This is a genomic window from Thalassospira lucentensis (genome assembly GCF_032921865.1).
Lineage (GTDB): Bacteria > Pseudomonadota > Alphaproteobacteria > Rhodospirillales > Thalassospiraceae > Thalassospira > Thalassospira lucentensis_A.
In genome coordinates this window covers 3,834,892-3,857,409 of sequence record NZ_CP136684.1, presented here as the reverse complement: position 1 = coordinate 3,857,409, position 22,518 = coordinate 3,834,892, and the positions used below count along the sequence as shown (strand labels likewise).

Below are 22,518 nucleotides of genomic sequence, written 5' to 3'. Positions count from 1 at the left end.
CAGACATAGCCATGTTCTTTCGGGTTATGGATCGTTAATCGTGATGCAGCTTTGCGGATTAGGCGCGCAAGGTCAAGTTTGCAAACAAAAAAGCCGGGTTGCAAATGTTGCAACCCGGCCGGTTTGGGAACGCGGGCAGGGTTATTCCATATTCATGATGATGGTTTTCTTGTGCGTGAAATGTTCAAGCATGCTTTCAAGCGATGCTTCCTTGCCAAGACCCGAAAGCTTGACGCCGCCATATGACAGGTTGGGCTGAACGACAAGGTTCTGGTTGACCTGAACAAAGCCCGCTTCAAGCCGTTTGGTTGCTGTCAGTGCGGTTTTGAGGTCCTTGGTCCAGACGGTTGCGGCAAGGCCAAAGTCGCTGTCATTGGCAAGCTCGATTGCCTCGTCAAAGGTTTTGAACCTGAACACGCAGGCGACGGGGCCAAAGATTTCTTCGCGGGCAATCCGGGCATCGGGCTTGACGTTGGTAAAGACGACCGGACGGACAAACATGCCGTCTGTAAGTGCCGGATCGGTCGGAAGGGCGCTGAGTTCATTTTTGGTCGCACCTTCCTGTTCGCCGATCTCGATATAACCGCACACCTTGTCACGCTGTTTGCGGTTGATGATGGTGCCGATATCGGTTTCCTCGTCCAGCGGATCACCCATTTTAAGGGTGTTGACCTTGGCCAGAAGGCGGCTGACAAACTCGTCATGCAGGCTTTCATGAACCAGAATGCGCGACGACGCCGTGCAGCTCTGGCCCTGACGGGTAAAGCGCATGCCGCCAATGGCCCCTGCGATGGCCTTATCCAGATCGGCATCACCCATCACGATCATCGGGGATTTACCCCCCAGTTCCAGCGTGACCGGGATCAGTTTTTCGGCCGCCGCGCGGTAAACCGTGCGACCGGTTTCGACCGATCCGGTAAAGGATACCTTTTTGACATCCTTGTGCGCAACCAGCGGACCGCCGCATCCCGGACCAAAGCCGGAAAGGATATTCAGAACACCCTTTGGCAGGACCTGCTGCATGATCTGGCAGACGCGAAGGACGGTAAAGGGGGTGTCTTCTGCCGATTTAACGACGACGGTGTTGCCTGCGACCAATGCCGGGGCAACCTTGATCGCCATCAGAAGCAGCGGCACGTTCCAGGGAATGATCGCACCGACAACGCCAACCGGTTCACGTGTCGTCAGGGTCATCATGTTCGGATTGAACGGAATGGTTTCACCCTTCAGTTCCGAGGCAAGGCCGCCAAAGAAGGTGAACATGTCGGCAAGAACCGATGCCTCGACCCGGCTTTCGGTACGCAGGGCCTTGCCTGATTCAAGCGCGACCAGACGGCCGAGTTCCTCAACATGCTGGGTCAGGATACGTCCGCATTCCGCCACCAGCTTGCCGCGTTCGCGGGCAGGGCGGTTGGCCCAATCCTTCTGGGCCTTCTTTGCAACCGAAACCGCGAAATCGACGTCATCGGCATCACCTTCGGCAGCCTGCGCAATAACCTTGCCGGTTGCCGGGTTCAGGACGTCGAAATTCTTGCCATTTTTGGCAGGCACAAGTTCCCCGTCGATCAGGTGACGGCGATCGAGTTCCTTAACCAGTTTATGGGGATCAAGCACGGGTTCGATAGACATTTCAGGCTCCCTGTCATATAGCTGCGCGCCCGTTTTCTGACTGAGCAGCGAAATAAGTGGTTATTTGGTATTGTTTTACCAATTTATCGATCCGATACCGGAAAGGCAAGGTCCTTTCACCATGTTAGGCATGACAGTCAGGAGCAGGATTGATAGGGTTAGAGTCATGACCCTAATTAAACGCGGGCGGCATTCCCGATTGAGAATGCGCCACAGATACAATTCCGTAAGGACAAGGGGATACCCATGCCGCGCCATTTCGACACGACGTTTGATGTTGTCCGTGAACTTAAGCCTTCTTATCCGGTTTACTGCCTGCGCCCCGACATCCTGCGTGAATCGGCCAAACGGTTTGTCGAGATGTTCCCGGGCAATGTCCTTTATGCGGTCAAATGTAATCCGCATCCGGAAATCATGCGCTACCTGCACGAAGGCGGTGTTCGCCATTTCGATACCGCATCGCCCGAGGAAATTGCCCTTGTCCGCCGCCAGTTTCCGGGCATGAATGTCTATTTCATGCATCCGGTCAAAAGCCGGGACGCCATTCGCAGTGCGCACCGCGTTTTCGGCGTGAAGCATTACGTGATCGATACCGAGGATGAACTGGAAAAAGTCCGCGCCGAAACCGACGGCGAGACCGATCTGGTCATTCATGTCCGCCTGGCAACCCCGCCGGCCGGGGCGGCCTATAACCTTTCGGCAAAATTCGGCGCACGTCCGATGACGGCATCGGAACTTTTGAAGAAAGTTGATGGATACGGCTATGCCGCCGGGCTTTGTTTCCATGTCGGTTCGCAATGCACGACGCCCAACGGGTATCGCATTGCCGTCGAACTGATCCGGCAGGTTGTCGATTTTTCCGGGGTCAAAGTTCGTTATATCGATGTTGGTGGCGGGTTCCCCGGCCAATATATGAACCAGCGCGCACCGGGGCTTGAGGTCTTCATGGAGGAAATCAAGGATTGCATCCGCTGGCTTGGCCTGCCCGATACCACCTTTATGTGCGAACCGGGCCGGGCGCTGGTGTCGAGTGGCGTGTCACTTATCACGCAGGTACATCTGCGCAAGGAAGATCAGCTCTTCATCAATGACGGTGTATATGGCAGCCTTTCCGAAGCTGTTACCGGGCAGTTGCGTTTCCCGGTCCGGCCGATGCGAATTGGTGGCGATTTCAACGAAGATGATACCCTTGATTTCACGATCTATGGCCCGACCTGCGATAATATGGATGTGCTTCCGGCAACGGTGACCCTGCCTGCGGACATCCGCGAAGGGGACTGGATCGAATTTGGTCATATCGGTGCTTACAGCAACGCACTGGCCACCCATTTCAACGGTTTTTACCCGGAATTGCTGGTGACGGTTGGCGAAACATTCCCGTTCATTGATGGCGAATTTCCGCAGGTCGGCTGATCACAACCGGCCATAGCGGTAAAACAGTACTTGTTTGCGGATATTCTTGTGTGCACTATGCTGCCCGTTATGACACGGGCAGCATGAATGCCCGGTACAAGATCCGAAAACAGGGAAGATACGCCGTGACCAACAGCCTTTTCATGCGCATACAAAGCCGATTTCCATCCGACCTGTCCAAGGTCCTGATCGAAACGGCAGGGGGCACAACATACAGCTACGGCGATGCCGATGCGGCATCCGCACGTATTGCCGGGCTTTTGACGGTCCTTGGCGCCAAAAAAGGTGATCGCGTCGCGGTTCAGGTCGATAAATCACCCGAAGCTTTGTTCCTTTATCTGGGCTGTATCCGCGCAGGTCTGGTCTATCTGCCGCTGAATACCGCATATCAGGCAGGCGAACTTGCCTATTTCATGGGGAACGCGGCACCGGTCATTTTTGTCTGCCAGCCGCATCGCGAAGACGAGGTAACGGCAATTGCCGACGCACAGCGCGTTGAAAAGGTTTTAACACTTGGCACGTCGGGCGAGGGGACGCTGATCAGTCAGGCGGCGGATTTCCCTGCCGAATTTGCCCCGGTTGCCTGTGCTGATGATGAACTTGCCGCCATTCTCTATACCTCTGGCACGACGGGCAAGCCAAAGGGAGCCATGATGACCCAGACCAATTTGTGGTCAAATGCCGCGACCCTGGAAAAGCTTTGGGGCTTTGGTCCGGACGACGTTCTTTTGCACGCGCTTCCGATTTTCCATACGCACGGGCTTTTCATTGCGTGTCATTGCGTGATGCTGTCGGGATCGAAAATGTTCTTCCTGCCGAAGTTCGACCGCGATCAGGTCATGGCGCTGCTTCCGCGCAGTACCGTCATGATGGGGGTACCGACATTCTATGTCCGGCTGTTATCTGGTGATGATTTCAATGCCGATGTGACATCGGGTATGCGGCTGTTCATTTCAGGATCGGCACCCTTGTTGCCAGAAACATTTGTCGCCTTCAGGGAACGGACCGGCAAGGCGCTGCTGGAACGTTACGGCATGACTGAAATGGGAATGGCAACGTCCAATCCGCTCAATGGCGAGCGGATCGTGCATACGGTCGGCCCGGCCCTACCAGATGTGGAAGTCCGGGTCTGTGACGAAAAGGGTAACGTGCTTGGAACCGACGAGATCGGTGTGCTGGAGGCACGAGGCCCAAACGTTTTTGCCGGATACTGGCAAATGCCGGAAAAGACGGCCGAGGAATTCCGCGAAGACGGGTTCTTCATTACCGGTGACATCGCGAAAATCGATGCCAAGGGATATGTCCATATCGTTGGTCGCGCCAAGGATCTTGTGATTTCCGGCGGGTTTAACGTTTACCCCAAAGAAATCGAAACGGTCATCGACAAGATGGATGGTGTTGTCGAAAGTGCCGTGACCGGTGTCGCGCATCCGGATTTCGGCGAAGCGGTTGTCGCCGTCATCGTCCGCAGTAGCGATAAATTGTCCGAAGACGATGTGGTGAATGCGATCAAGGGACAGCTTGCCAATTTCAAAGTGCCCAAGCGCGTTTTCTTCGTGTCCGAGCTTCCACGCAATGCGATGGGAAAAGTACAGAAGAATATCCTGCGCGAGGATTATAGCGCGCTATTTGCCAACTAGAACGGGGAGAGGGGACAGCTTGCCCTGTCAGCGCATTATCCCGAAAACAAGAAAAGCCCCGGCAATCAATGCCGGGGCTTTTCTTTTGGACGGCTACGGTCTGGCTTAGCGACCGAAAGCAACGCGATGTGCGACATCATCAATCATGTCACGGTTCAGGCCGATATCTGCCAGCTCACGTGCATCAAGTTTACGGAGCGCAGTCTGGGTCTGGTACTGAACACGAAGGGCGCGCAGGAAAGCAAAAATCTTGGTTACGATCATTTCATCACCTATTTCAAACCGGCCAATTTCAAATTGGCGCTGTCATTCAGATAACCGGCATGTGCTCACCGAAGATATTCCATCAAGGAATAGTTAACTGGTTTGACGTGTCGGTCTGCTTAATATGTACCGAATGATCATCTGCATTTTTTCGCATCAACCAGTCGATACATCGTTTTTATTTCGTGAATGCAAACTACGCCCGGTTGATTGTGAAATCCAATGCATTTTTTGCATGGCTGGCGACTGGAAAGCGCAGAAAGTCATGTTTTTGCAACGAAAACGCTTAAATAACGTCATAATACAGATTTGCTTCGTTGTTTATTGCTATGTTTTCAGTGCATAGCTAATTAAATTACCAATAGCTTTCCAATTGAGGGCGGAACCGCTACAACAGCAATCGCGATTTTCATATGAACATATCCGGATTAATGCCTTCAGGCGAATTCACGGATGGCTTTCTATCGGACAGGAGACACGGACAGATGAGTATCAACCGCCCGAAGCTCAGCTTTGAGCAGGCAATTGCAGCTTATCTGCAATATGCCCCGCGTTTGCCGCAGGTTGATCCGGCATCTGTTCCTGCGAAAACACAGTATGTTGGAAACCTTCTGGAAATCGCGGATCAATTTGATCTGATCGTGTTTGATGCTTTCGGTGTGCTCAATAGCGGGCCGCAAGCCATTCCCGGCGCGGTCGAAACGGTGGCCGCCCTTCAGAAATCGGGAAAGAAACTTGCCGTTGTCACCAATGATGCATCGAGTTCAGCCGAGGCAATCCTCGCACGGCATCGTGGGCGCGGGTTTGATTTCAATACGACAAACCTGATCAGCAGCCAGCAATTCGTCGCCCCGATGATGGAAACCTACAGGGATCTGTCCCATTGGGGGGCAATGGCACCGGTCCATTGGCCATTTGATATCCTGCCGGGCAGGGTGGAACCGCTTGGTGCGGATCGCGCACTTTATGATGCGGTTGACGGTTTTGTTCTTATTGATTCTGAAAACTGGTCCGATATCCAGCAGAATCATCTGGAAGAAAGCCTTGCGGCCAATCCGCGCCCCATTCTGGTCGGTAATCCCGATATCTGCGCGCCGATGGGGGCATTCCTGTCCGTTGAGTCCGGATATTTCGCCCATAAGGCAGCGGATCGTTGCAATGTAATACCGGATTGCGTTGGCAAGCCCTATGGCCATGTGTTTGATGAAGTCCTGCGTCGTCATCCCGATATCAGTCGGGACCGTGTTCTGATGGTGGGTGATACGATCCATACCGATGTGCTGGGTGGGCTGGCGGCAGGCATCAAGACACTTCTTGTGCATCAGGGGGGATTCCTTGACGGCCAGGACGATATCGAAAGCCTGTTTGAAAAGTCGGGTTTGCGTCCGCATTTTTGCGCGCGTGCGATTGGTCATGGCATTGACGTGTCAGGTGCCAAAAGCGAAGCCTGCTGTGCCTGATAACGGATAAAACGCCCCGGTAAGAACGGCCTGCCAAACGGGCCTCGGGCCGCTGACAAGATACTCCCGACCTGATCGTCATTCCCGCAACGGCGGGAATCCAGCCTCTTTCAACAGGGCATGGATTCCGGGTCGGCGCTGCGCCCGGAATGACGATTTTGATCAACCGACAAACCAATCCAGCCAATCCCGCTGCCCGTTGCATCGGCAAACGCCACCGACCGGAAGAACCGCACCCCGGACAAACGCCCGTCGCTCTCGGTTGCGCCAAAACGCACCTCACCCCACGGGCAACAGCTTTGTCGCACGGCAGGCACACCTCCCGCCATCGATGACTAGCCTTTCGGCATCGCCGAATGCACCGTCGGCCCCATCGCCAAGCCTATCAATTCAGCCAGCCGATCCAGTGCAGACGCAATTCGGGCCTGCTGATCCTCGGCATTGCCAGACTTCACCGACCGGTTGGGTAGCGGCGGGATGGGCTGACCTCAGCCCGGCTCTCGCTGCCCCGAACAAACACCCTTGCCCCAAGGACACGTCTCTCCCGTCATGATAAACCACAGTTTTCGTAATTTCCGGCGGCCTTACGGCCCGCACGCATCACCGCCGTAATGACTTTTCCATGCGCCAGTGATGCCCCTTTGGCGATACCGCCGTCGTCCTTTCAGACGATCACATCGCTGCTCCATCATCATCCCATTCCAGTTTTGCCGCCCGAAACGCAAAAACCCGCAAAAGCGAATTACGCTTTGCGGGTTTTGTCTCCGGGCCCATTTGTCCTGTTGACTTTATCTTTATGTCACAACAAAAAGAACAAATCAAGAACTTTTTGCAGAAAAGCGGAAAAAAGTTCCCTTGTTAAATGGCCTCGGCAACGTCAATTGCACTGTATGTCAGAATTCCTGACGCGCCGGCACGTTTGAAACAGGACAGCGTTTCAATGGCGCAGCCAAGGTAATCAAGCCAACCGTTCTGGGCCGCAGCACGCAGCATGGCGTATTCACCTGACACCTGATAGGCGAAAACAGGGACGCCAAATTCTTCACGCACCCGATACAGAACATCAAGATATGGCAGGCCGGGTTTGACGATGACGGAGTCAGCACCTTCTTCGAGATCATAGGCGACTTCGCGCATCGCTTCGCTGCTATTGGCGGGGTCAAGCTGGTATGTTTTCTTGTCCGCCTTGCCTAGGGCCGAAGCCGATCCAATTGCATCGCGGAACGGGCCGTAGAAGGACGATGCGTACTTTGCCGCATAGGCCATGATCTGGACCTTTTTAAGCCCTTCGGATTCCAGAACATCACGAATGGCACCGATACGGCCATCCATCATGTCGGACGGGGCGACGACATCGCATCCGGCCTGTGCCTGAACCAGTGCCTGGCGCACAAGGGCCTCGGTCGTTTCGTCATTAAGGATTTCACCGTTAATCACGATCCCGTCCTGACCATCCGCATTGAACGGATCAAGGGCAACGTCGGTGATGACACCAAGATTGGGGCAGGCGTCTTTGATCGCCTTTGTCGCGCGGCAAACCACGTTGTCGGGATTATATGCTTCGCGCGCGTCCTTGGTTTTGAGGCTGGCATCAATATTCGGGAAAAGCGCAAGGGCAGGGATGCCAAGCTTTTCGGCATGTTTTGCCGTTTCAACAAGCACGTCAACGCTTTGTCGTTCGACACCGGGCATCGACGGGATCGGTGTCCGTTCATTTTTGCCGTCAATCACAAATACCGGCAGGATCAGATCATGTGCGGTCAATCGGGTTTCCGCCACCATGCGACGCGACCAGTCGCTCATGCGGGTACGGCGAAGGCGGGTGCGCGGGAAAGTGCCATAGGTGACTGTTTTGGCCATGATCTGTTCTCTTGTCAGTGGGGCGGCATTCTGAATTCAGAAATGAGGTGACAATTTATGGGACAGAATTGACGGCGGATCAACTATTGCTGGCGCGATAAAGGCGTTTACGCATGGTCAGCATATAAACCGGTATGATCAAGGCCAGAAAACTTGCTGTCAGGACAAAAGCCGTAACCAGTCCAAGCTGTTGACCAATCGCCCCAATAACCGGTGGCCCGGCCATCAGGGCGGTGTAACCGGTTGCCGCAATGGTTGAAACGACGGCACCGCCGCTTCTGCCACTTGCCTCCGCCGCCGCAGAAATCAGAAGCGGCAGGATGACGGCCAACCCAATTCCGGCGATGGCACACCCGATCCAGGCAACGACGTAATGTGGCGCAAGTGCCAGAACAAACAGGCCAAAAGACGCACATGCCGAACTGGACAGCAGGATTTGCGGGCGGCCAAATTTCGTAACCAGCCAGTCCCCCGAAAGGCGCGTGATGGCCATGGTCGCCGAATAGCAGGCAAAACCCACGGCGGCCATCGTCGGACCGGAATTGAGTTCCGTATTCATCAGAACCGTCGCCCAGTCGGTAATCACGCCTTCGCCAAACTGGCCGATGAAGGCACAGGCCCCAAATGGCAGCAGGGTCAGAAACATCGCGCGCTGTTTGGCAGATGATCCTTCATGCGTTGGGGCGGGATGGGGAACGGCTGCATCAGGCAGCAATTGACGCTGAAGGATCAGATGCAAAATCAGAAATAGGGTCAGCATGACGGGAAGGTGCCATTCAACCGGCAAGGGCAGGGCAAACCATGCCGCAGTCGTTCCGGCACCGGCAAAGCCTCCAAGGCTCCAGAAACCGTGCAGGCCGGACATGACGCTGCGTTTCTTGGCCCGTTCAACATTCAGGCCATTGGCATTCATCGATATGTCAAGGAACGCGCCAAAAAAGCCAAGTGCGAACATGGCAATCGCAATCGACATGAAGCTTGGCATGAAGACGGGAATGCCCACGGCAATGAAATAAGCCACCCCGGAATAGCGTGCGACGCGTTCGCTGCCAAATTTGTCCGAAAGCCGACCGGCAACTGGCATGACGGCAAGCACACCAACCGCGGCAGCCAGCAAGATGGCGCCAAGGTCATCATGACCAAAGCCAAGGCGTTCCTGCACCAGCGGAATATGCGGGACCCAGCTTGAAAAGGCGGCACCATGCAAAAAGAAAATGACACGGATCCGGTTGTGGGCAATCTGGTTGGAGATAGGCATTTGGGGCTCGGCCTCCGTCAGGCGAGGATCACATTGATCCCGCGTTCGGTATAGTTGTTCAGATATCCGCTCGACAGCTTCCTGCCTGTCACCAGATGCGAAATCGCATCAAGGTCACAGACCCTGAATGGCATGCTGGTTTCGAGTTTGTCTGCAGTCGTGACAGCAATCGCTTCGGCAGATTGTGCCAGCATGGCCGCCTTGGTGGCGCGCTCTTCGGCTGTGCTGGTGGTCAAACCCAGTTCGGGGTGAAGGGCGCAGGTGCCCAGCAGCACAAGATCGGCATTATAGTTGCGTATTTCATCAATGGCCGTCGGTCCACAGATCGCCAGATCACGTTTCAGAACCATCCCGCCAATCATGATGATGTTCGCATTCGGATGATTGGCCAGTTCAACCGCAATCAGGGGATTGACCGTGATCACGGTGCCGGAAAATGACGGTTTCAAATGCCGGGCGACTTCATAAATCGTCGTTCCACTATCAAAAAAGACCACACCATGATCCGGGACAAGGTCATGGGCGACCTTGCGCGCGATTTCGGAGCGTTCCGGTTTTAAATCCTGTGCCCGGTCATGAAACCCTTCGCGGGCAGTACTTGGTAACGTAGCGCCCCCGTGAATACGCCTGAGACTTCCGGCATCTTCCATCTGGCGCAGGTCGCGTCGAATGGTGTCCAAGGATGCATGAAAAAGAGCAGACAGGTCATGAATATGAACTGTGCCCTGGCTGTGAAGGAGTTTTTCGATTTCACGCTGGCGCGAATTGACACTCGACATCGATTTCCCTGTTTTGCATGTTTTGCCGATAATGCGCGTTTACCTTTGATCGGAAAAATGGTCAATAAAAAACCGGCCCCGTGCAAACAGGACCGGTTTCAGATTCAACGATGTGATGGCTCAGGCTTTATCGAGTGCCTGTTTCAGATCGGCAAGAATGTCATCGATATGTTCGATACCAATCGACAGGCGGACATAACCGTCCGTCACGCCAGATGAAATACGATCCTGTTCGGAAAGCTGGCTGTGCGTGGTCGTGGCCGGATGAATGGCAAGCGATCTGGTGTCGCCGATATTGGCAACATGATAAAACAGGCCAAGACTGTTGATGAATTTCTCGCCGGCTTCCTTGCCGCCCGCAAGCTCAAACCCCATAAGCGATCCATATCCGCCCTTAAGGTAAGTATCGGCACGGCGGCGGCTTTCACCATCCTGTTTGCCGGGATAGATCACCTTGGTGACCTTTGGATGTGTGGACAGGAAATCGGCGACCTTGGCGCTGTTTTCGCAATGGCGTTCCATACGCAGCGGCAGTGTTTCCATACCCTGGATGGTCTGGAACGAGTTAAATGGCGAGGCGGCCGCACCAACATCACGCAGCAATGTGCAGCGCAGCTTGATCGCATAGGCGACCGGACCAATCGGTTTGACGGCCTGCGTCCAGACCGCACCGTGATAGCTGGGGTCCGGTTCGTTCAGCAACGGGAAGCGTTTTGCATGTTTTTCCCAGTCAAATCTGCCGGAATCGACAACAATCCCGCCAACAGATGTACCGTGCCCGGCGATAAATTTGGTGGTCGAATACATGACAATGGTCGCGCCATGATCGATGGGGCGGCACAACACCGGCGCGGCGGTATTGTCCATAATCAACGGAACACCCAGCTCGTCGCCAATATCGGCCACCTCGCGGATGGGGAAAACATGAAGCTTGGGATTAGGCAGGGTTTCGGCGTAATAGGCGCGCGTTTTATCATCCGTCAGGCGTCGGAAGTTTTCCGGGTCGGAAGGATCGGCAAAGCGTACCTCGATTCCCATCTGTTTGAACGTATTGGCAAACAGGTTCCATGTGCCGCCATATAAATCCGTCGAACTGACGATATTGTCGCCAGCCTGGGCGATGTTAAGCACGGAAAAAGTTGATGCCGCCTGACCGGAGCCGACGGCAACCGCCGCGGCACCGCCCTCAAGGGCTGTAATGCGCTGTTCCAGCACATCATTGGTCGGGTTCATCAGGCGGGTGTATATATTGCCGAGCTCCTTGAGGGCAAAGAGATCAGCCGCATGCTGTGTATCGCGGAACTGATAACTGGTCGTTTGATATAACGGTACCGCAACCGAGCCGGTGGCCGGGTCAGCACGATATCCAGCATGTAAAACGATGGTTTCCGGTTTGGATGATCCTGTCATGTCGTTTCCCCTGATTATAGGTTGTATTGATTTTGCGGAAGTAACGCATATTCGCGCCATGGCGACAAGAAGATGGATGAAAAATCCGCAAATGATGGAATGAGAAAACCCGATCAGAATACATTCACATAATTCGGTACTATTATACCGAATGAATTGACAAAGGTCCGAATTCACGTTTACGTAAAGGGAAAATACCAAAACATTCAGAGGCGGCGATCCAATGGAATTCAACCTGTCTGAAGACCAACAGGCATTTGCACAGGCAGCCCGCGATTTCGCGCAAAACGAAATGGCACCCTATGCGGGCGAGTGGGATGCAAACCACATTTTCCCCGAAGAAACCCTTCGCAAGGCGGCCGAACTTGGCTTTGCCGCCATATATACGCGCGAAGATGTCGGGGGATCGGGCCTTGGCCGCCTGGATGCCGCGGTGATTTTCGAAGAACTGGCAAGCGCATGTCCGTCAACGGCAGCCTATATCTCGATCCACAACATGGCGTGCTGGATGATTGACCGTTTCGGGAATGAAGATCAGCGCCAGAAATATCTTCCGAAACTTGTCACCATGGAACATTTCGCCAGTTATTGCCTGACAGAGCCGGGGGCAGGATCGGATGCAGGGGCACTTCGCACCCGTGCTGTTCGCGAAGGAGATCACTATATCCTGAATGGCGAAAAGGCATTCATTTCCGGCGGGTCGCGCAGTGACGTTTATATCGTCATGGCGCGCACCGGTGATGACAGTCCGAAGGGCATTTCGACCTTTATCATCCCGAAGGATGCCGAAGGCCTGTCATTTGGCAAGCTGGAAGAAAAAATGGGCTGGAACAGCCAGCCGACATCCGCCGTCATTTTCAGCAACTGCAAAGTTCCGGTCGAAAACCGGTTGGGCGACGAAGGCGAGGGCTTCAAATTCGCCATGATGGGGCTTGATGGCGGACGGCTTAATATCTCGGCCTGTTCTATTGGCGGCGCACGTGCCGCGATGGATCATGCGCGCGATCACATGAGGGTCCGCAAGCAGTTTGGCAAGACACTCGATCAGTTTCAGGCATTGCAGTTCAAATATGCTGACATGGTGACCGAGCTTGAGGCGGCACGGTTGATGTTGCACAAAGCAGCCTGGAAACTGGACAACAAGGCACCGGATGCAACACAGTTTTGCGCAATGGCGAAACGTTTCGGAACGGATATCGGGTTCAGGGTCTGTAATGAAGCGCTGCAGCTTCACGGTGGATATGGCTATATCCGCGAATATCCGATTGAGAGACTTCTGCGCGATCTTCGGGTTCACCAGATTTTGGAAGGCACCAACGAAATCATGCGCCTGATCATCTCACGTGCCGCGTTAAAGGATTGATTTATGAGTAGCGAAAACGCGACAAGTCCATCGCATGGCAATGAGGCATCCGTTGTTTTCTCGAAAGACGGGGCCATCGGTCATATCCTGTTAAACCGGCCCAAGGCATTGAATGCGCTTGATCTGCCGATGGTTGATGCGATCACAGCCAAACTTCGTGAATGGGAAAACGATGCGACGGTTGTTGCAATCGTGATCGAAGGGGCAGGTGAAAAGGCCTTTTGTGCCGGTGGCGACATTCGCGGACTTTATGACGCGCGAAAACGTGATGACGATGCGCTGCTTGATGCTTTCTATCGGCGGGAATACTACCTGAATAATTACATTGCCACATATCCCAAGCCTTATATTGCCTTGATGAATGGCATTACGATGGGCGGGGGAGTCGGGGTTTCGGTGCATGGGCATTTCCGGGTGGTGACGGAACGCACATTGTTTGCCATGCCGGAAACCGGGATCGGGTTTTTCCCCGATGTCGGGGGCGGATATTTTCTGTCCCGCTGCCCGGGGCAGATCGGCCTGTATCTTGGTCTGACAGGAGCCCGGATCAAGGCGGCAGATTGCCTTTATGCCGACTTGGCAACCCATAATGTGAATAGCGAAAATATTGCCGCGCTGAAGTCGGATCTGTCGGCCATAGAAGGCGGGAATGATCCGTTTGCAGCGGTGAAGAAAGTTCTGGATGATCATCATGTAAAAGGTGAAGAGGGGCTTCTGAATACCCTACGCACCGAGATCGACAAGCTGTTTGGTGCCGATACGGTGGCAGATATTTTTGCCGCACTTGATGCGTCTTCGACTGATTTTGCCAAAGAAACGGCCAAAATACTGCGAAGCAAATCGCCAATTGCCGTTTGCGTGACGTTCGAACAGATCCGCCAGGGACGCGACATGACGCTGGAGCAGGATCTGGCGATGGAATTCCGTTTGTCACAGCGCACCGTTCGTATGCCCGATCTGTTCGAAGGTGTCCGTGCGGTGATTGTTGACAAGGATCACAGTCCGAAATGGCAACACGCCGATATTGGGCAGGTCGATCCACGCGATGTGGCGGCATATTTTGACCTTTTACCTGAAGATAAAGAGTTGAAGTTGCAGTTCTGACTGGTTCTGTAACTGACAGAAATCAAAATAGAATCTCGATCATCGAGAAATCAGAGGAGACTCCAAATGGCGAAAATCGGTTTCATCGGTCTGGGAAATATGGGTGGGCCGATGGCGGCCAACCTGATCAAGGCCGGACACGCGGTGAAGGTTTTTGATTTGTCCGAGGCCGCGGTGAGCAAGGCGGTTACAGAAGGTGCAACCAAGGCATCAACGGTTGCCGACGCGGCAAAGGATGTCGAGTTCGTTGTCACGGTTCTTCCTGCTGGCAAACACGTGCTATCGGTTTATGACGGGCCAGATGGCGTGATTGCCAATGCCAAGGCGGGCACTCTTTTGATTGATAGCTCCACCATCGAAGTTGATGCTGCGCGCAAAGCGGCCGAGCTGGCGAAGGCCAAAGGTCTTGGTGCCGTTGACGCGCCGATCTCTGGTGGGGTTGCAGGGGCGACCGCCGGAACACTGACATTCATGGTCGGCGGCGATGATGGTGATTTTGATCGCGCGAAACCGGTTCTTGAAGGAATGGGCAGTAATATCATTCATGCTGGCACCAGCGGGGCCGGGCAGGCGGCAAAGATTTGCAACAACATGGTGCTTGGCGTCAGCATGATTGCGGTATCCGAAGCCTTTATGCTTGCCAAGCGTCTGGGGCTGGACGCGCAGAAGCTGTTTGATATTTCGTCAAAAGCATCTGGTCAGTGCTGGTCCCTGACGAGTTATTGTCCCGTACCGGGGCCGGTTCCGACGTCGCCGGCAAATCGCGATTATCAGCCGGGATTTGCTGTGGACATGATGCTCAAAGACCTGAAGCTTGCACAGCAGGCCGCGGCATCGTCTGGTGCGACAACACCAATGGGGGCGTTGGCCGAAAGCCTGTATGCGCTTTATTCAAATAGCGGGAATGGCGGGATGGATTTCTCGGCGATTGTTAAAATGCTGGACGGCGACAAGTAACGTTACGGCATTATGAGGTATGGTATGCAGGCCCGGTATTTGCCGGGCCTGTTTTTTTATGAATACCGTGGCCCGCATTAGTGGTAGATTTGTGCTGGCTAGCGGTCAAGGCACCGATACAGAAATTCCCGGATTGACGAATGACAACAAGAAACAATGCCCCGCGTGAAATCTATTTCGAATTGAGACAGGTTGGAAACTATCTGCGGTGTACGGCAATTGACGGAAAAACGGGAATCGAGGTGACAGTTGCCGGTCCGGTTTCGAGGAATCCGGAGCAACTCAAGCGCGTCGCAGTACAAAAACTTGAATACGTCCTCAATAAGGGATAAAGTATACAATATAAAGAGCGATGCATTCGGTGGCGTTGGTGTTTTATTCTAAGAATGAAATACGATTTGGTGTTTTTGACCAATTTATCAAAGCCGCTTGCAGCCTTCGACCTCATGTGTCTAAGGTTTGCACTCTAATCGCGCTTTTGGATAATGAACCACAATAAGAATGGTCGTGCCCAAAAGCTAGAACCGGGGAAAACCCGATAACAAAAAGACGGAGGCTTCGGAGGTTTGCTAGGGGGCAATGGGGAGACTTGGTCTCATCCAATCAATACAGCTGTATCTTGTTTTGCACCTTCAGCCAGTCGGTCGAAGACCTCGTTTGTCTGTGCCAAATCTAAGGTTGTGCAATGGATTGGGCTTATTTCTTACAACAATTGATCAACGGTCTGACGCTGGGAGCCATCTACGGTTTGATCGCCATCGGCTATACGATGGTTTACGGCATCATCGGTATGATCAACTTCGCGCACGGCGAAATCTATATGCTGGGCGCGTTTCATTCCCTGATCACGTTCCTGATCTGTCAGGCAGCAGGGATTAGCGGTATACTTCCGCTTACACTTCTTTTGATGCTGTTTGTGTCAATGGTACTCACCTCTATCTACGGGTGGGGCGTTGAACGGATTGCATACAGGCCGCTGCGCGGATCATTCCGTCTTGCAGCGCTGATTTCGGCCATCGGCATGTCGATCTTCCTGCAGAACTTCGTTCAGATTTCTCAGGGGGCCCGCGTGAAGCCGATGCAGCCACTGATCGAGGGCGGCATCACTCTGATGGAAAGCCCGAATTTCAACGTTCAGCTCAGCTATATGCAGATCGTCATTATTGTTCTGACCTTCGTGCTAATGGTTGTGTTCTCGACGCTGATTGCGAAAACCTCGCTCGGTCGCGCCCAGCGCGCCTGTGAGCAGGATCGCACGATGGCAGGCCTTCTTGGTGTCAACGTTGATCGTACGATCTCCACGACCTTCGTCATGGGTGCAGCCCTTGCAGCGGTCGCTGGCATGATGGTGACCCTGTATTACGGCGTGATCGACTTCTATATCGGCTTCCTTGCCGGTGTTAAGGCCTTCACTGCAGCCGTTCTGGGCGGGATCGGCTCACTTCCGGGCGCGATGCTTGGCGGTTTGCTGATTGGTTTGATCGAAGCGTTCTGGTCGGGCTATCTCACAATCGAATACAAGGACGTTGCAACGTTCGGTATTCTGGTTCTTGTGCTGATTTTCCGTCCGTGGGGTCTGCTTGGTAAGCCGGAGGTCGAGAAAGTCTGATGTCCGCTCTTATTACTTCTTCACGGATTTCCGGTGCAGAGATTGTTAAGGAACTTGCGTTCTTTGCCGTCATTGCACTGCTGATGTCAGTCATGATCCTGGGTGTTGAGACAGTTGACCGTCCAACCGGACTTGAACTGGCCGTTCGCTGGGATCTTGTTATCACCGCGATCATATCGACCATCATCGGCCGACTGGCGTTGATCATTCGCCGCGAAAATATTTCGCGTGTCGGACAGGCTATCCTGATTACTGTGGCAGCTGTCGCAGTCTTCGAAATGTTTGTCCGCTTCCGCGATATGGATGACCGCTGGGCTTCCCCTGTTTTCATTGATATGGCGTTTAGCAGTGTAACCAGTATCGTTCTGGCCATTGCGTTTATCGCCATCGTCTTTGCAATCGCCTATTTCAGCATGAAAAAGGCAACTGCCGAAGAGGAAGAAAGCGGATCAAAGCTGTCCGCCAAAATCCAGTTGGCTTACCGGACCAACACCAAAAAGATCGGGGCGCTGGGGATTGTATTCTTCATCATCTTCCCGTTCCTGTTTGGTGAAAACCGTTCGGCGATCGATCTTGCAACCCTTGTCATGATCTACATCATGCTGGGTTGGGGCTTGAACATCGTGGTTGGTCTGGCGGGGCTGCTTGACCTTGGCTACGTTGCGTTCTACGCGGTCGGTGCCTATTCCTACGCACTTCTGTCGCAGCATTTTGATCTCAGCTTCTGGCTTTGTCTGCCATTGGCTGGCATTTTCGCCGCAAGCTTCGGGATCATCCTGGGCTTCCCTGTGCTACGACTGCGCGGGGACTATCTTGCGATTGTTACCCTTGGATTTGGCGAGATCATCCGTGTTGTTCTGATCAACTGGTATGATCTGACCGGGGGGCCAGACGGCATTTCTTCGATCGAACGGCCGAGTTTCTTTGGGTTCGCCGAGTTTGATCGACGCTTGCCGGAAGGGGTGATGGGCTTCAACGAATTGTTCGGTCTGGACTATTCGACGATGCATCGCCTGATTTTCCTGTATTATCTGATCCTTGTGCTGGCACTGGTGACTGCGTTTGTCACCGTACGACTGCGCAAACTTCCGATCGGTCGTGCATGGGAAGCGTTGCGTGAGGATGAAATTGCCTGCCGTTCGCTGGGTATCAACCCGACAAACACCAAGCTGTCAGCATTTGCCATCGGCGCAATGTTTGGCGGTTTTGCCGGCGCATTCTTTGCCACCCGTCAGGGCTTCATCAGCCCGGAAAGCTTTACCTTCCTCGAATCTGCCGTGATCCTTGCCATCGTTGTTCTGGGTGGTATGGGCAGTCAGATCGGGGTGGTTCTTGCCGCGATTGTGATGATTGGTTTCCCGGAAATGTTCCGTGAACTGGCCGAATATCGCATGCTGATTTTCGGGGCTGGTATGGTTGCCATCATGTTGTGGCGTCCGCGCGGTCTTCTGTCTTTCCGTGACCCGACCATTCTGCTGAATATGAGCAAGAAAGAAAAAGTTGCCGGAGAAGTCAAATGACCGACAACGTACAGCTTGAAGTCGAACATCTCACCATGCGCTTTGGCGGTCTGGTCGCCATTGACGATCTTTCGTTCACCGCAAGAAAGCGCGAGATTACGGCAATTATCGGCCCGAACGGGGCAGGGAAAACCACGGTTTTCAACTGTCTTACCGGGTTCTATGTTCCGACCGAGGGACGTCTGACGCTTTATGCTAATGACGGACCGCGCTTGTTGGAGCGTATGGAAGGTTTCCGTATTCCGCGCAACAACGGCGTTGCACGTACTTTCCAGAATATTCGTCTGTTTACGGGCATGACCGTTCTGGAAAACCTGATTGTCGCGCAGCATAACCAGCTTATGGAGGCATCCGCCTTTTCGCTGGCGGGGCTTTTCAATTTCGGTCGCTATACCAGTGCCGAGAAAGAAGCACTTGAGACAGCCAAGTTCTGGCTGAACAAAGTTGGTCTGTATGAGCAGGCTGACTGGAATGCCGGTAACCTGCCTTATGGTTCCCAGCGTCGTCTCGAGATTGCGCGTGCGATGTGCGTCAATCCTTCCTTGCTGTGTCTCGACGAGCCGGCAGCGGGTCTTAACCCTCGTGAGTTTGCGGAGCTCAACGTTCTGTTGCAAAGCATCCGTGACGATCAGGGGATCGGCCTTTTGCTGATCGAACATGACATGAGCGTCGTCATGAAGATTTCCGATCATGTGATCGTGCTTGATTACGGTAAAAAGATTGCTGACGGCAATCCTGACGAAGTCAAAAACGATCCGGCTGTTATTCGTGCTTACCTCGGCGAGGAAGAAGACGATGAACTGCCGCCGGAAGTCGCTGCCGACCTTCATCTTGATCCGAATGCGTAGCGAGGGAGCAGATCGATATGTCCATGCTGAAGATTGAAGGTGTTCACACCTTCTATGGCAATATCGAAGCCCTCAAGGGCATTGATATGGAAGTCAACGAAGGCGAGATCGTCACATTGATCGGTGCCAATGGTGCCGGCAAGACAACCTTGCTTATGACATGCTGCGGATCACCGCAGGCGTCCAAGGGGCGTATTCTGTTCGAAGGCCAGGATATCAGTCGCATGCCAACGCATGAGATTTGTCGTCTTGGTATTCAGCAATCCCCCGAAGGGCGCCGGATTTTCCCGCGCATGTCGGTTTATGAAAACCTGCAGATGGGGGCAAGCACCCAAGATCCGAAATATTTCGAAGAGGATCTGGAAATGGTGTTTGATCTGTTCCCGCGTCTAAAGGAACGCATCAACCAGCGTGCCGGCACGATGTCCGGCGGCGAACAGCAGATGCTGGCAATCGGTCGTGCCCTTATGGGACGTCCGCGCCTGCTTTTACTGGACGAACCGTCTCTCGGGATTGCGCCGCTTGTCGTGAAACAGATTTTCGAGACGATCAAGAAGATCAATCGCGAGAAGAAAGTAACGGTTTTCCTGGTCGAGCAGAATGCGTTTCACGCACTCAAACTTGCCCATCGCGGTTACGTGATGGTCAATGGCAACATCACTCTCTCGGGTACTGGTGCAGAACTTCTGGCAAATCCGGAAGTTCGGGCAGCTTATCTCGAGGGTGGTCACTAGGAGGACGGATATGGAAGCGATTACAGGTACCAGCATTGGTGTCACGATCGGAATGACCGTCATCCTGATGGGGTTCTGCGCGTTCATGACAGGGCAGGCGATTGCCAACACGTGGCGACCGTTTTACCAGCTTTACCCCTACGCGTTATTGCTGGGGGCAACTGACCGCTTCATGACCTTTGCTCTATTTGAAGGCGAGTTGCTTTCGTTTTCAGGATATATCTTCGATACGGTTATCCTGTTTGTGATCATGGCAGCTGCCTTCCGTGTTACACGGGTCAACAAGATGCTGTCACAGTATCCGTGGCTTTACGAGCGTATGGGACCGTTCGGTTTCCGTGCACGCGAAGGAGCGGACGTCTGAACTTTTCGACGGTGACGGTTCGCCGTCACCGTCGCATTGCTAAATTATTGGCAATGCAGTGTTTAGTACTATTGCACACCAATTCTGGGGTGTTAAAGTACAGGGAGCCGAAACCGGTAATCGACAAAAAAACGAGCCGGTTTAGGGTCCGAAAAAGATGGTTCTGTCATGGTGACGGGACCAACCTTTGGAACAGGGAGACTTCTCTTATGTCGAAAACCAAGCTCGGCCTTCTGGCAACTGCTTCCGCGCTTGTCCTCTCGATGGGTGCAGCAAAAGCAGACATTGTTATCGCGACCGTTGGTCCGATGACCGGCCCGTACGCCGCCTTTGGCGAACAGATGACCCAGGGTGCCCAGAAAGCGGTTGCAGACCTCAATGCTGCCGGTGGCGTTAACGGCGAAAAAGTCGTTCTCGAAATCGGTGATGATGCTTGCGATCCGAAACAGGCTGTTGCTGTTGCAAACCAGCTCGTCAGCAAGGGTGTTGCCCTTGTCGCTGGTCACTTCTGCTCGGGCTCATCGATCCCGGCTTCTGAAGTTTACTTCGAAGAAGGCATCGTGCAGATTTCCCCGGCTTCGACCAACCCGCAGCTGACCGAACGTGACATGGATAACGTTTTCCGTGTTTGCGGTCGCGACGATCAACAGGGCGAAGTTGCAGGCAAATATCTTGCTGAAAACTATGGCGACAAGAAAATCGCCATCGTTCATGACAAACAGGCTTATTCCAAAGGTCTTGCTGACGAGACCAAGAAAAACCTGAACGCTGCTGGCGTTGAAGAAGTCATGTACGAAGCCATCACCCCGGGCGAGAAAGATTACTCGGCTCTGGTGACCAAGCTGAAATCCGAAGGCGTTGATGTCCTTTATTACGGCGGTTATCACACCGAACTTGGTCTGATCGTTCGTCAGATGCGCAGCCAGGGTCTGGAAACTGTTGCGATTTCGGGTGATGCTCTTAACTCGCTCGAATATTGGTCGATCACTGGCGATGCCGGTGCGGGCACGCTTTTCACCGCCGGTCCGGCGCTTGAAAAAGACCCGCGCAACGCTGAACTCGTAAAATACTTCGAAGGTCAGGGTTACAAGCCGGAAGGTTACACCCTTTACACCTATGGTGCGGTTCAGGCTTGGGCACAGGCAGTTGAAAAAGCCGGTACCACCGACTCTGAAGCTGTTATCGAAGCTCTGCACAGCGGCGATGCATTCGACACCGTTCTTGGTTCGATTTCCTTCGATGCCAAAGGCGATGTTGCTGCACCGGGTTACGTCTTCTATGAATGGAAAGACGGTGGCTACGATTACGCCAACTAATCAGATATTCTGATCGGCAGAAAGCCCGGCATTATGCCGGGCTTTTTTGTTGCTTGCCGGATAGAAGAAAAGCGTCTTCAGATAATCCCGAAGACGCTTTTTCTTTAAGATCAAAAGGGCAGGCGTTTACTTCGCCTTGCGACCCAGACCGATTTTCTTGGCAAACTGCGAACGCTGTTTGGCATAGTTCGGTGCAACCATCGGATAATCTGACGGCAGGCCCCATTTCGCCCGGTATTCTTCCGGGGTCAAGTTATAGGTTGTCCGAAGATGGCGCTTGAGCATTTTGAGCTTTTTGCCGTCTTCAAGGCAAATGATGTAATCATCGCCAATCGATTTGCGGATTGGAACCGCCGGTTTCAACGGCTCTTCTTCTTCAATGGTTTCGACTTCACGCAAATCGTCAAGCGAATTGAAAATCGTCGAAATCAATTCGGGAATCTGTGCAGATGCAATTGCATTGTTGCTGACATAAGCAGAAACGATATCAACAGTCATCTGTAGCAGTTCGTCGCGGTCCAGAACGCTGTTTTCAGCATCGGTCATCTTGAAATAATTCCTTCGTCATTACGAATAGACAATGCTTTCTGCATTATTTCGAAGATATAGTCAAACAAGACTGTTATTCAATATGTCAATTCTACTTAAATTTTTTAAACAGGATAAAACTAGGATGGATGGCAAAGAAGTCGCATCTGAGACCAAAAAATAGACAATTCGGTTTGATTTGAACGAAGGATGCATGTTTTGTTACATCGATTTTGATCTGGAGTGTGTAGGGCTCTATATATCAAGGTATATATATCATTATTTTTCTTTAATTGACCTGTTTCTAACGTAACTGGTGTGAACGTCTTTCCTTAAGTGTAGTAGCCTTGTTGGGTTAACACTCAAAAGTTGTCTATCTAAAACTTTAAGCACAAAGGCCGCTGTCCGTTGGCAGTTACGAAGCTATGTGCTAAAAGGCGCTCCAAATTACTGTTTGACGTA

At 53.1% G+C, this 22,518-nt stretch carries 21 protein-coding genes; 13 read left to right on the top strand and 8 right to left on the bottom strand.

Annotated elements, in window-relative coordinates; genetic code table 11:
• Positions 1-141: 141 nt before the first annotated feature.
• The gene (locus R1T41_RS18655) at positions 142-1,629 is read right to left on the bottom strand and encodes an aldehyde dehydrogenase family protein (RefSeq protein WP_317338502.1); all 1,488 of its coding nucleotides are present in this window, start codon (positions 1,627-1,629) and stop codon (positions 142-144) included.
• Between the two features lie 246 nt (positions 1,630-1,875).
• Between R1T41_RS18655 and R1T41_RS18650 the strand changes: the two genes are divergently transcribed.
• Positions 1,876-3,042: a type III PLP-dependent enzyme gene (locus tag R1T41_RS18650; RefSeq protein ID WP_114110139.1), complete on the top strand. Its 1,167-nt coding sequence runs from the start codon at positions 1,876-1,878 to the stop codon at positions 3,040-3,042.
• Positions 3,043-3,167: 125 nt separating this feature from the next.
• On the top strand, positions 3,168-4,682 hold the full coding sequence (locus tag R1T41_RS18645; protein WP_411045475.1) for a malonate--CoA ligase: 1,515 nt from the start codon (positions 3,168-3,170) through the stop codon (positions 4,680-4,682).
• A 105-nt stretch (positions 4,683-4,787) separates the two neighbouring features.
• On the opposite strand, the gene R1T41_RS18640 is transcribed toward R1T41_RS18645, so the two are convergent.
• On the bottom strand, positions 4,788-4,946 hold the full coding sequence (locus R1T41_RS18640; protein ID WP_082242478.1) for a DUF1127 domain-containing protein: 159 nt from the start codon (positions 4,944-4,946) through the stop codon (positions 4,788-4,790).
• A gap of 485 nt (positions 4,947-5,431) precedes the next feature.
• Between R1T41_RS18640 and R1T41_RS18635 the strand changes: the two genes are divergently transcribed.
• The gene (locus R1T41_RS18635) at positions 5,432-6,406 is read left to right on the top strand and encodes an HAD-IIA family hydrolase (RefSeq protein WP_297208194.1); all 975 of its coding nucleotides are present in this window, start codon (positions 5,432-5,434) and stop codon (positions 6,404-6,406) included.
• Between the two features lie 110 nt (positions 6,407-6,516).
• Here R1T41_RS18635 and R1T41_RS18630 read toward each other — a convergent pair whose 3' ends face one another.
• From R1T41_RS18630 to R1T41_RS18610, 5 genes are all read right to left on the bottom strand, one after another.
• Complete coding sequence (locus R1T41_RS18630) at positions 6,517-6,714, bottom strand: hypothetical protein (protein WP_317338494.1); 198 nt, start codon at positions 6,712-6,714, stop codon at positions 6,517-6,519.
• Between the two features lie 550 nt (positions 6,715-7,264).
• A complete protein-coding gene (gene hemB, locus R1T41_RS18625; RefSeq protein ID WP_317338492.1) occupies positions 7,265-8,266 on the bottom strand; it encodes a porphobilinogen synthase in 1,002 nt (333 codons plus the stop codon).
• 79 nt (positions 8,267-8,345) lie between these two features.
• Positions 8,346-9,524 carry an MFS transporter gene (locus R1T41_RS18620; protein WP_317338491.1) on the bottom strand — a complete coding sequence of 393 codons (1,179 nt, stop codon included), beginning with the start codon at positions 9,522-9,524 and terminating at the stop codon, positions 8,346-8,348.
• A 17-nt stretch (positions 9,525-9,541) separates the two neighbouring features.
• Positions 9,542-10,303 carry a DeoR/GlpR family DNA-binding transcription regulator gene (locus R1T41_RS18615; RefSeq protein ID WP_317338489.1) on the bottom strand — a complete coding sequence of 254 codons (762 nt, stop codon included), beginning with the start codon at positions 10,301-10,303 and terminating at the stop codon, positions 9,542-9,544.
• 120 nt (positions 10,304-10,423) lie between these two features.
• Positions 10,424-11,713, bottom strand: a complete 1,290-nt coding sequence (locus tag R1T41_RS18610; protein WP_062958490.1) for an O-acetylhomoserine aminocarboxypropyltransferase/cysteine synthase family protein — start codon at positions 11,711-11,713, stop codon at positions 10,424-10,426.
• A 223-nt stretch (positions 11,714-11,936) separates the two neighbouring features.
• On the opposite strand from R1T41_RS18610, the gene R1T41_RS18605 reads away from it, so the two are divergent.
• From R1T41_RS18605 to R1T41_RS18565, 10 genes are all read left to right on the top strand, one after another.
• Positions 11,937-13,076: an isobutyryl-CoA dehydrogenase gene (locus R1T41_RS18605; RefSeq protein ID WP_247793393.1), complete on the top strand. Its 1,140-nt coding sequence runs from the start codon at positions 11,937-11,939 to the stop codon at positions 13,074-13,076.
• A 3-nt stretch (positions 13,077-13,079) separates the two neighbouring features.
• Positions 13,080-14,180: an enoyl-CoA hydratase/isomerase family protein gene (locus R1T41_RS18600; RefSeq protein WP_317338484.1), complete on the top strand. Its 1,101-nt coding sequence runs from the start codon at positions 13,080-13,082 to the stop codon at positions 14,178-14,180.
• A 66-nt stretch (positions 14,181-14,246) separates the two neighbouring features.
• Positions 14,247-15,137, top strand: coding sequence for a 3-hydroxyisobutyrate dehydrogenase (gene mmsB / locus R1T41_RS18595; protein WP_317338483.1), 891 nt, complete (start codon positions 14,247-14,249; stop codon positions 15,135-15,137).
• A gap of 140 nt (positions 15,138-15,277) precedes the next feature.
• Positions 15,278-15,469: a DUF6898 family protein gene (locus tag R1T41_RS21965; RefSeq protein WP_062948755.1), complete on the top strand. Its 192-nt coding sequence runs from the start codon at positions 15,278-15,280 to the stop codon at positions 15,467-15,469.
• 353 nt (positions 15,470-15,822) lie between these two features.
• Positions 15,823-16,746, top strand: a complete 924-nt coding sequence (locus tag R1T41_RS18590; RefSeq protein ID WP_062948757.1) for an ABC transporter permease subunit — start codon at positions 15,823-15,825, stop codon at positions 16,744-16,746.
• Positions 16,746-18,266 (top strand): high-affinity branched-chain amino acid ABC transporter permease LivM, encoded by a 1,521-nt coding sequence (livM, locus tag R1T41_RS18585; RefSeq protein ID WP_062948759.1) that lies wholly within the window; start codon positions 16,746-16,748, stop codon positions 18,264-18,266. The genes R1T41_RS18590 and livM overlap by 1 nt, the downstream gene beginning before the upstream one ends.
• Positions 18,263-19,114, top strand: a complete 852-nt coding sequence (locus R1T41_RS18580; protein WP_317338480.1) for an ABC transporter ATP-binding protein — start codon at positions 18,263-18,265, stop codon at positions 19,112-19,114. Before livM ends, R1T41_RS18580 begins: the two co-directional genes overlap by 4 nt.
• A 23-nt stretch (positions 19,115-19,137) precedes the next feature.
• Positions 19,138-19,848, top strand: a complete 711-nt coding sequence (locus R1T41_RS18575) for an ABC transporter ATP-binding protein (RefSeq protein WP_007089524.1) — start codon at positions 19,138-19,140, stop codon at positions 19,846-19,848.
• A 10-nt stretch (positions 19,849-19,858) separates the two neighbouring features.
• Entirely contained in the window at positions 19,859-20,212 is a 354-nt protein-coding gene (locus tag R1T41_RS18570; protein ID WP_062948763.1) for a DUF6867 family protein, read from the top strand.
• 209 nt (positions 20,213-20,421) lie between these two features.
• Positions 20,422-21,528, top strand: coding sequence for a branched-chain amino acid ABC transporter substrate-binding protein (locus R1T41_RS18565; protein WP_062948765.1), 1,107 nt, complete (start codon positions 20,422-20,424; stop codon positions 21,526-21,528).
• A gap of 126 nt (positions 21,529-21,654) precedes the next feature.
• On the opposite strand, the gene R1T41_RS18560 is transcribed toward R1T41_RS18565, so the two are convergent.
• Positions 21,655-22,074, bottom strand: coding sequence for a MucR family transcriptional regulator (locus R1T41_RS18560; RefSeq protein ID WP_317338479.1), 420 nt, complete (start codon positions 22,072-22,074; stop codon positions 21,655-21,657).
• Positions 22,075-22,518 lie beyond the last annotated feature (444 nt).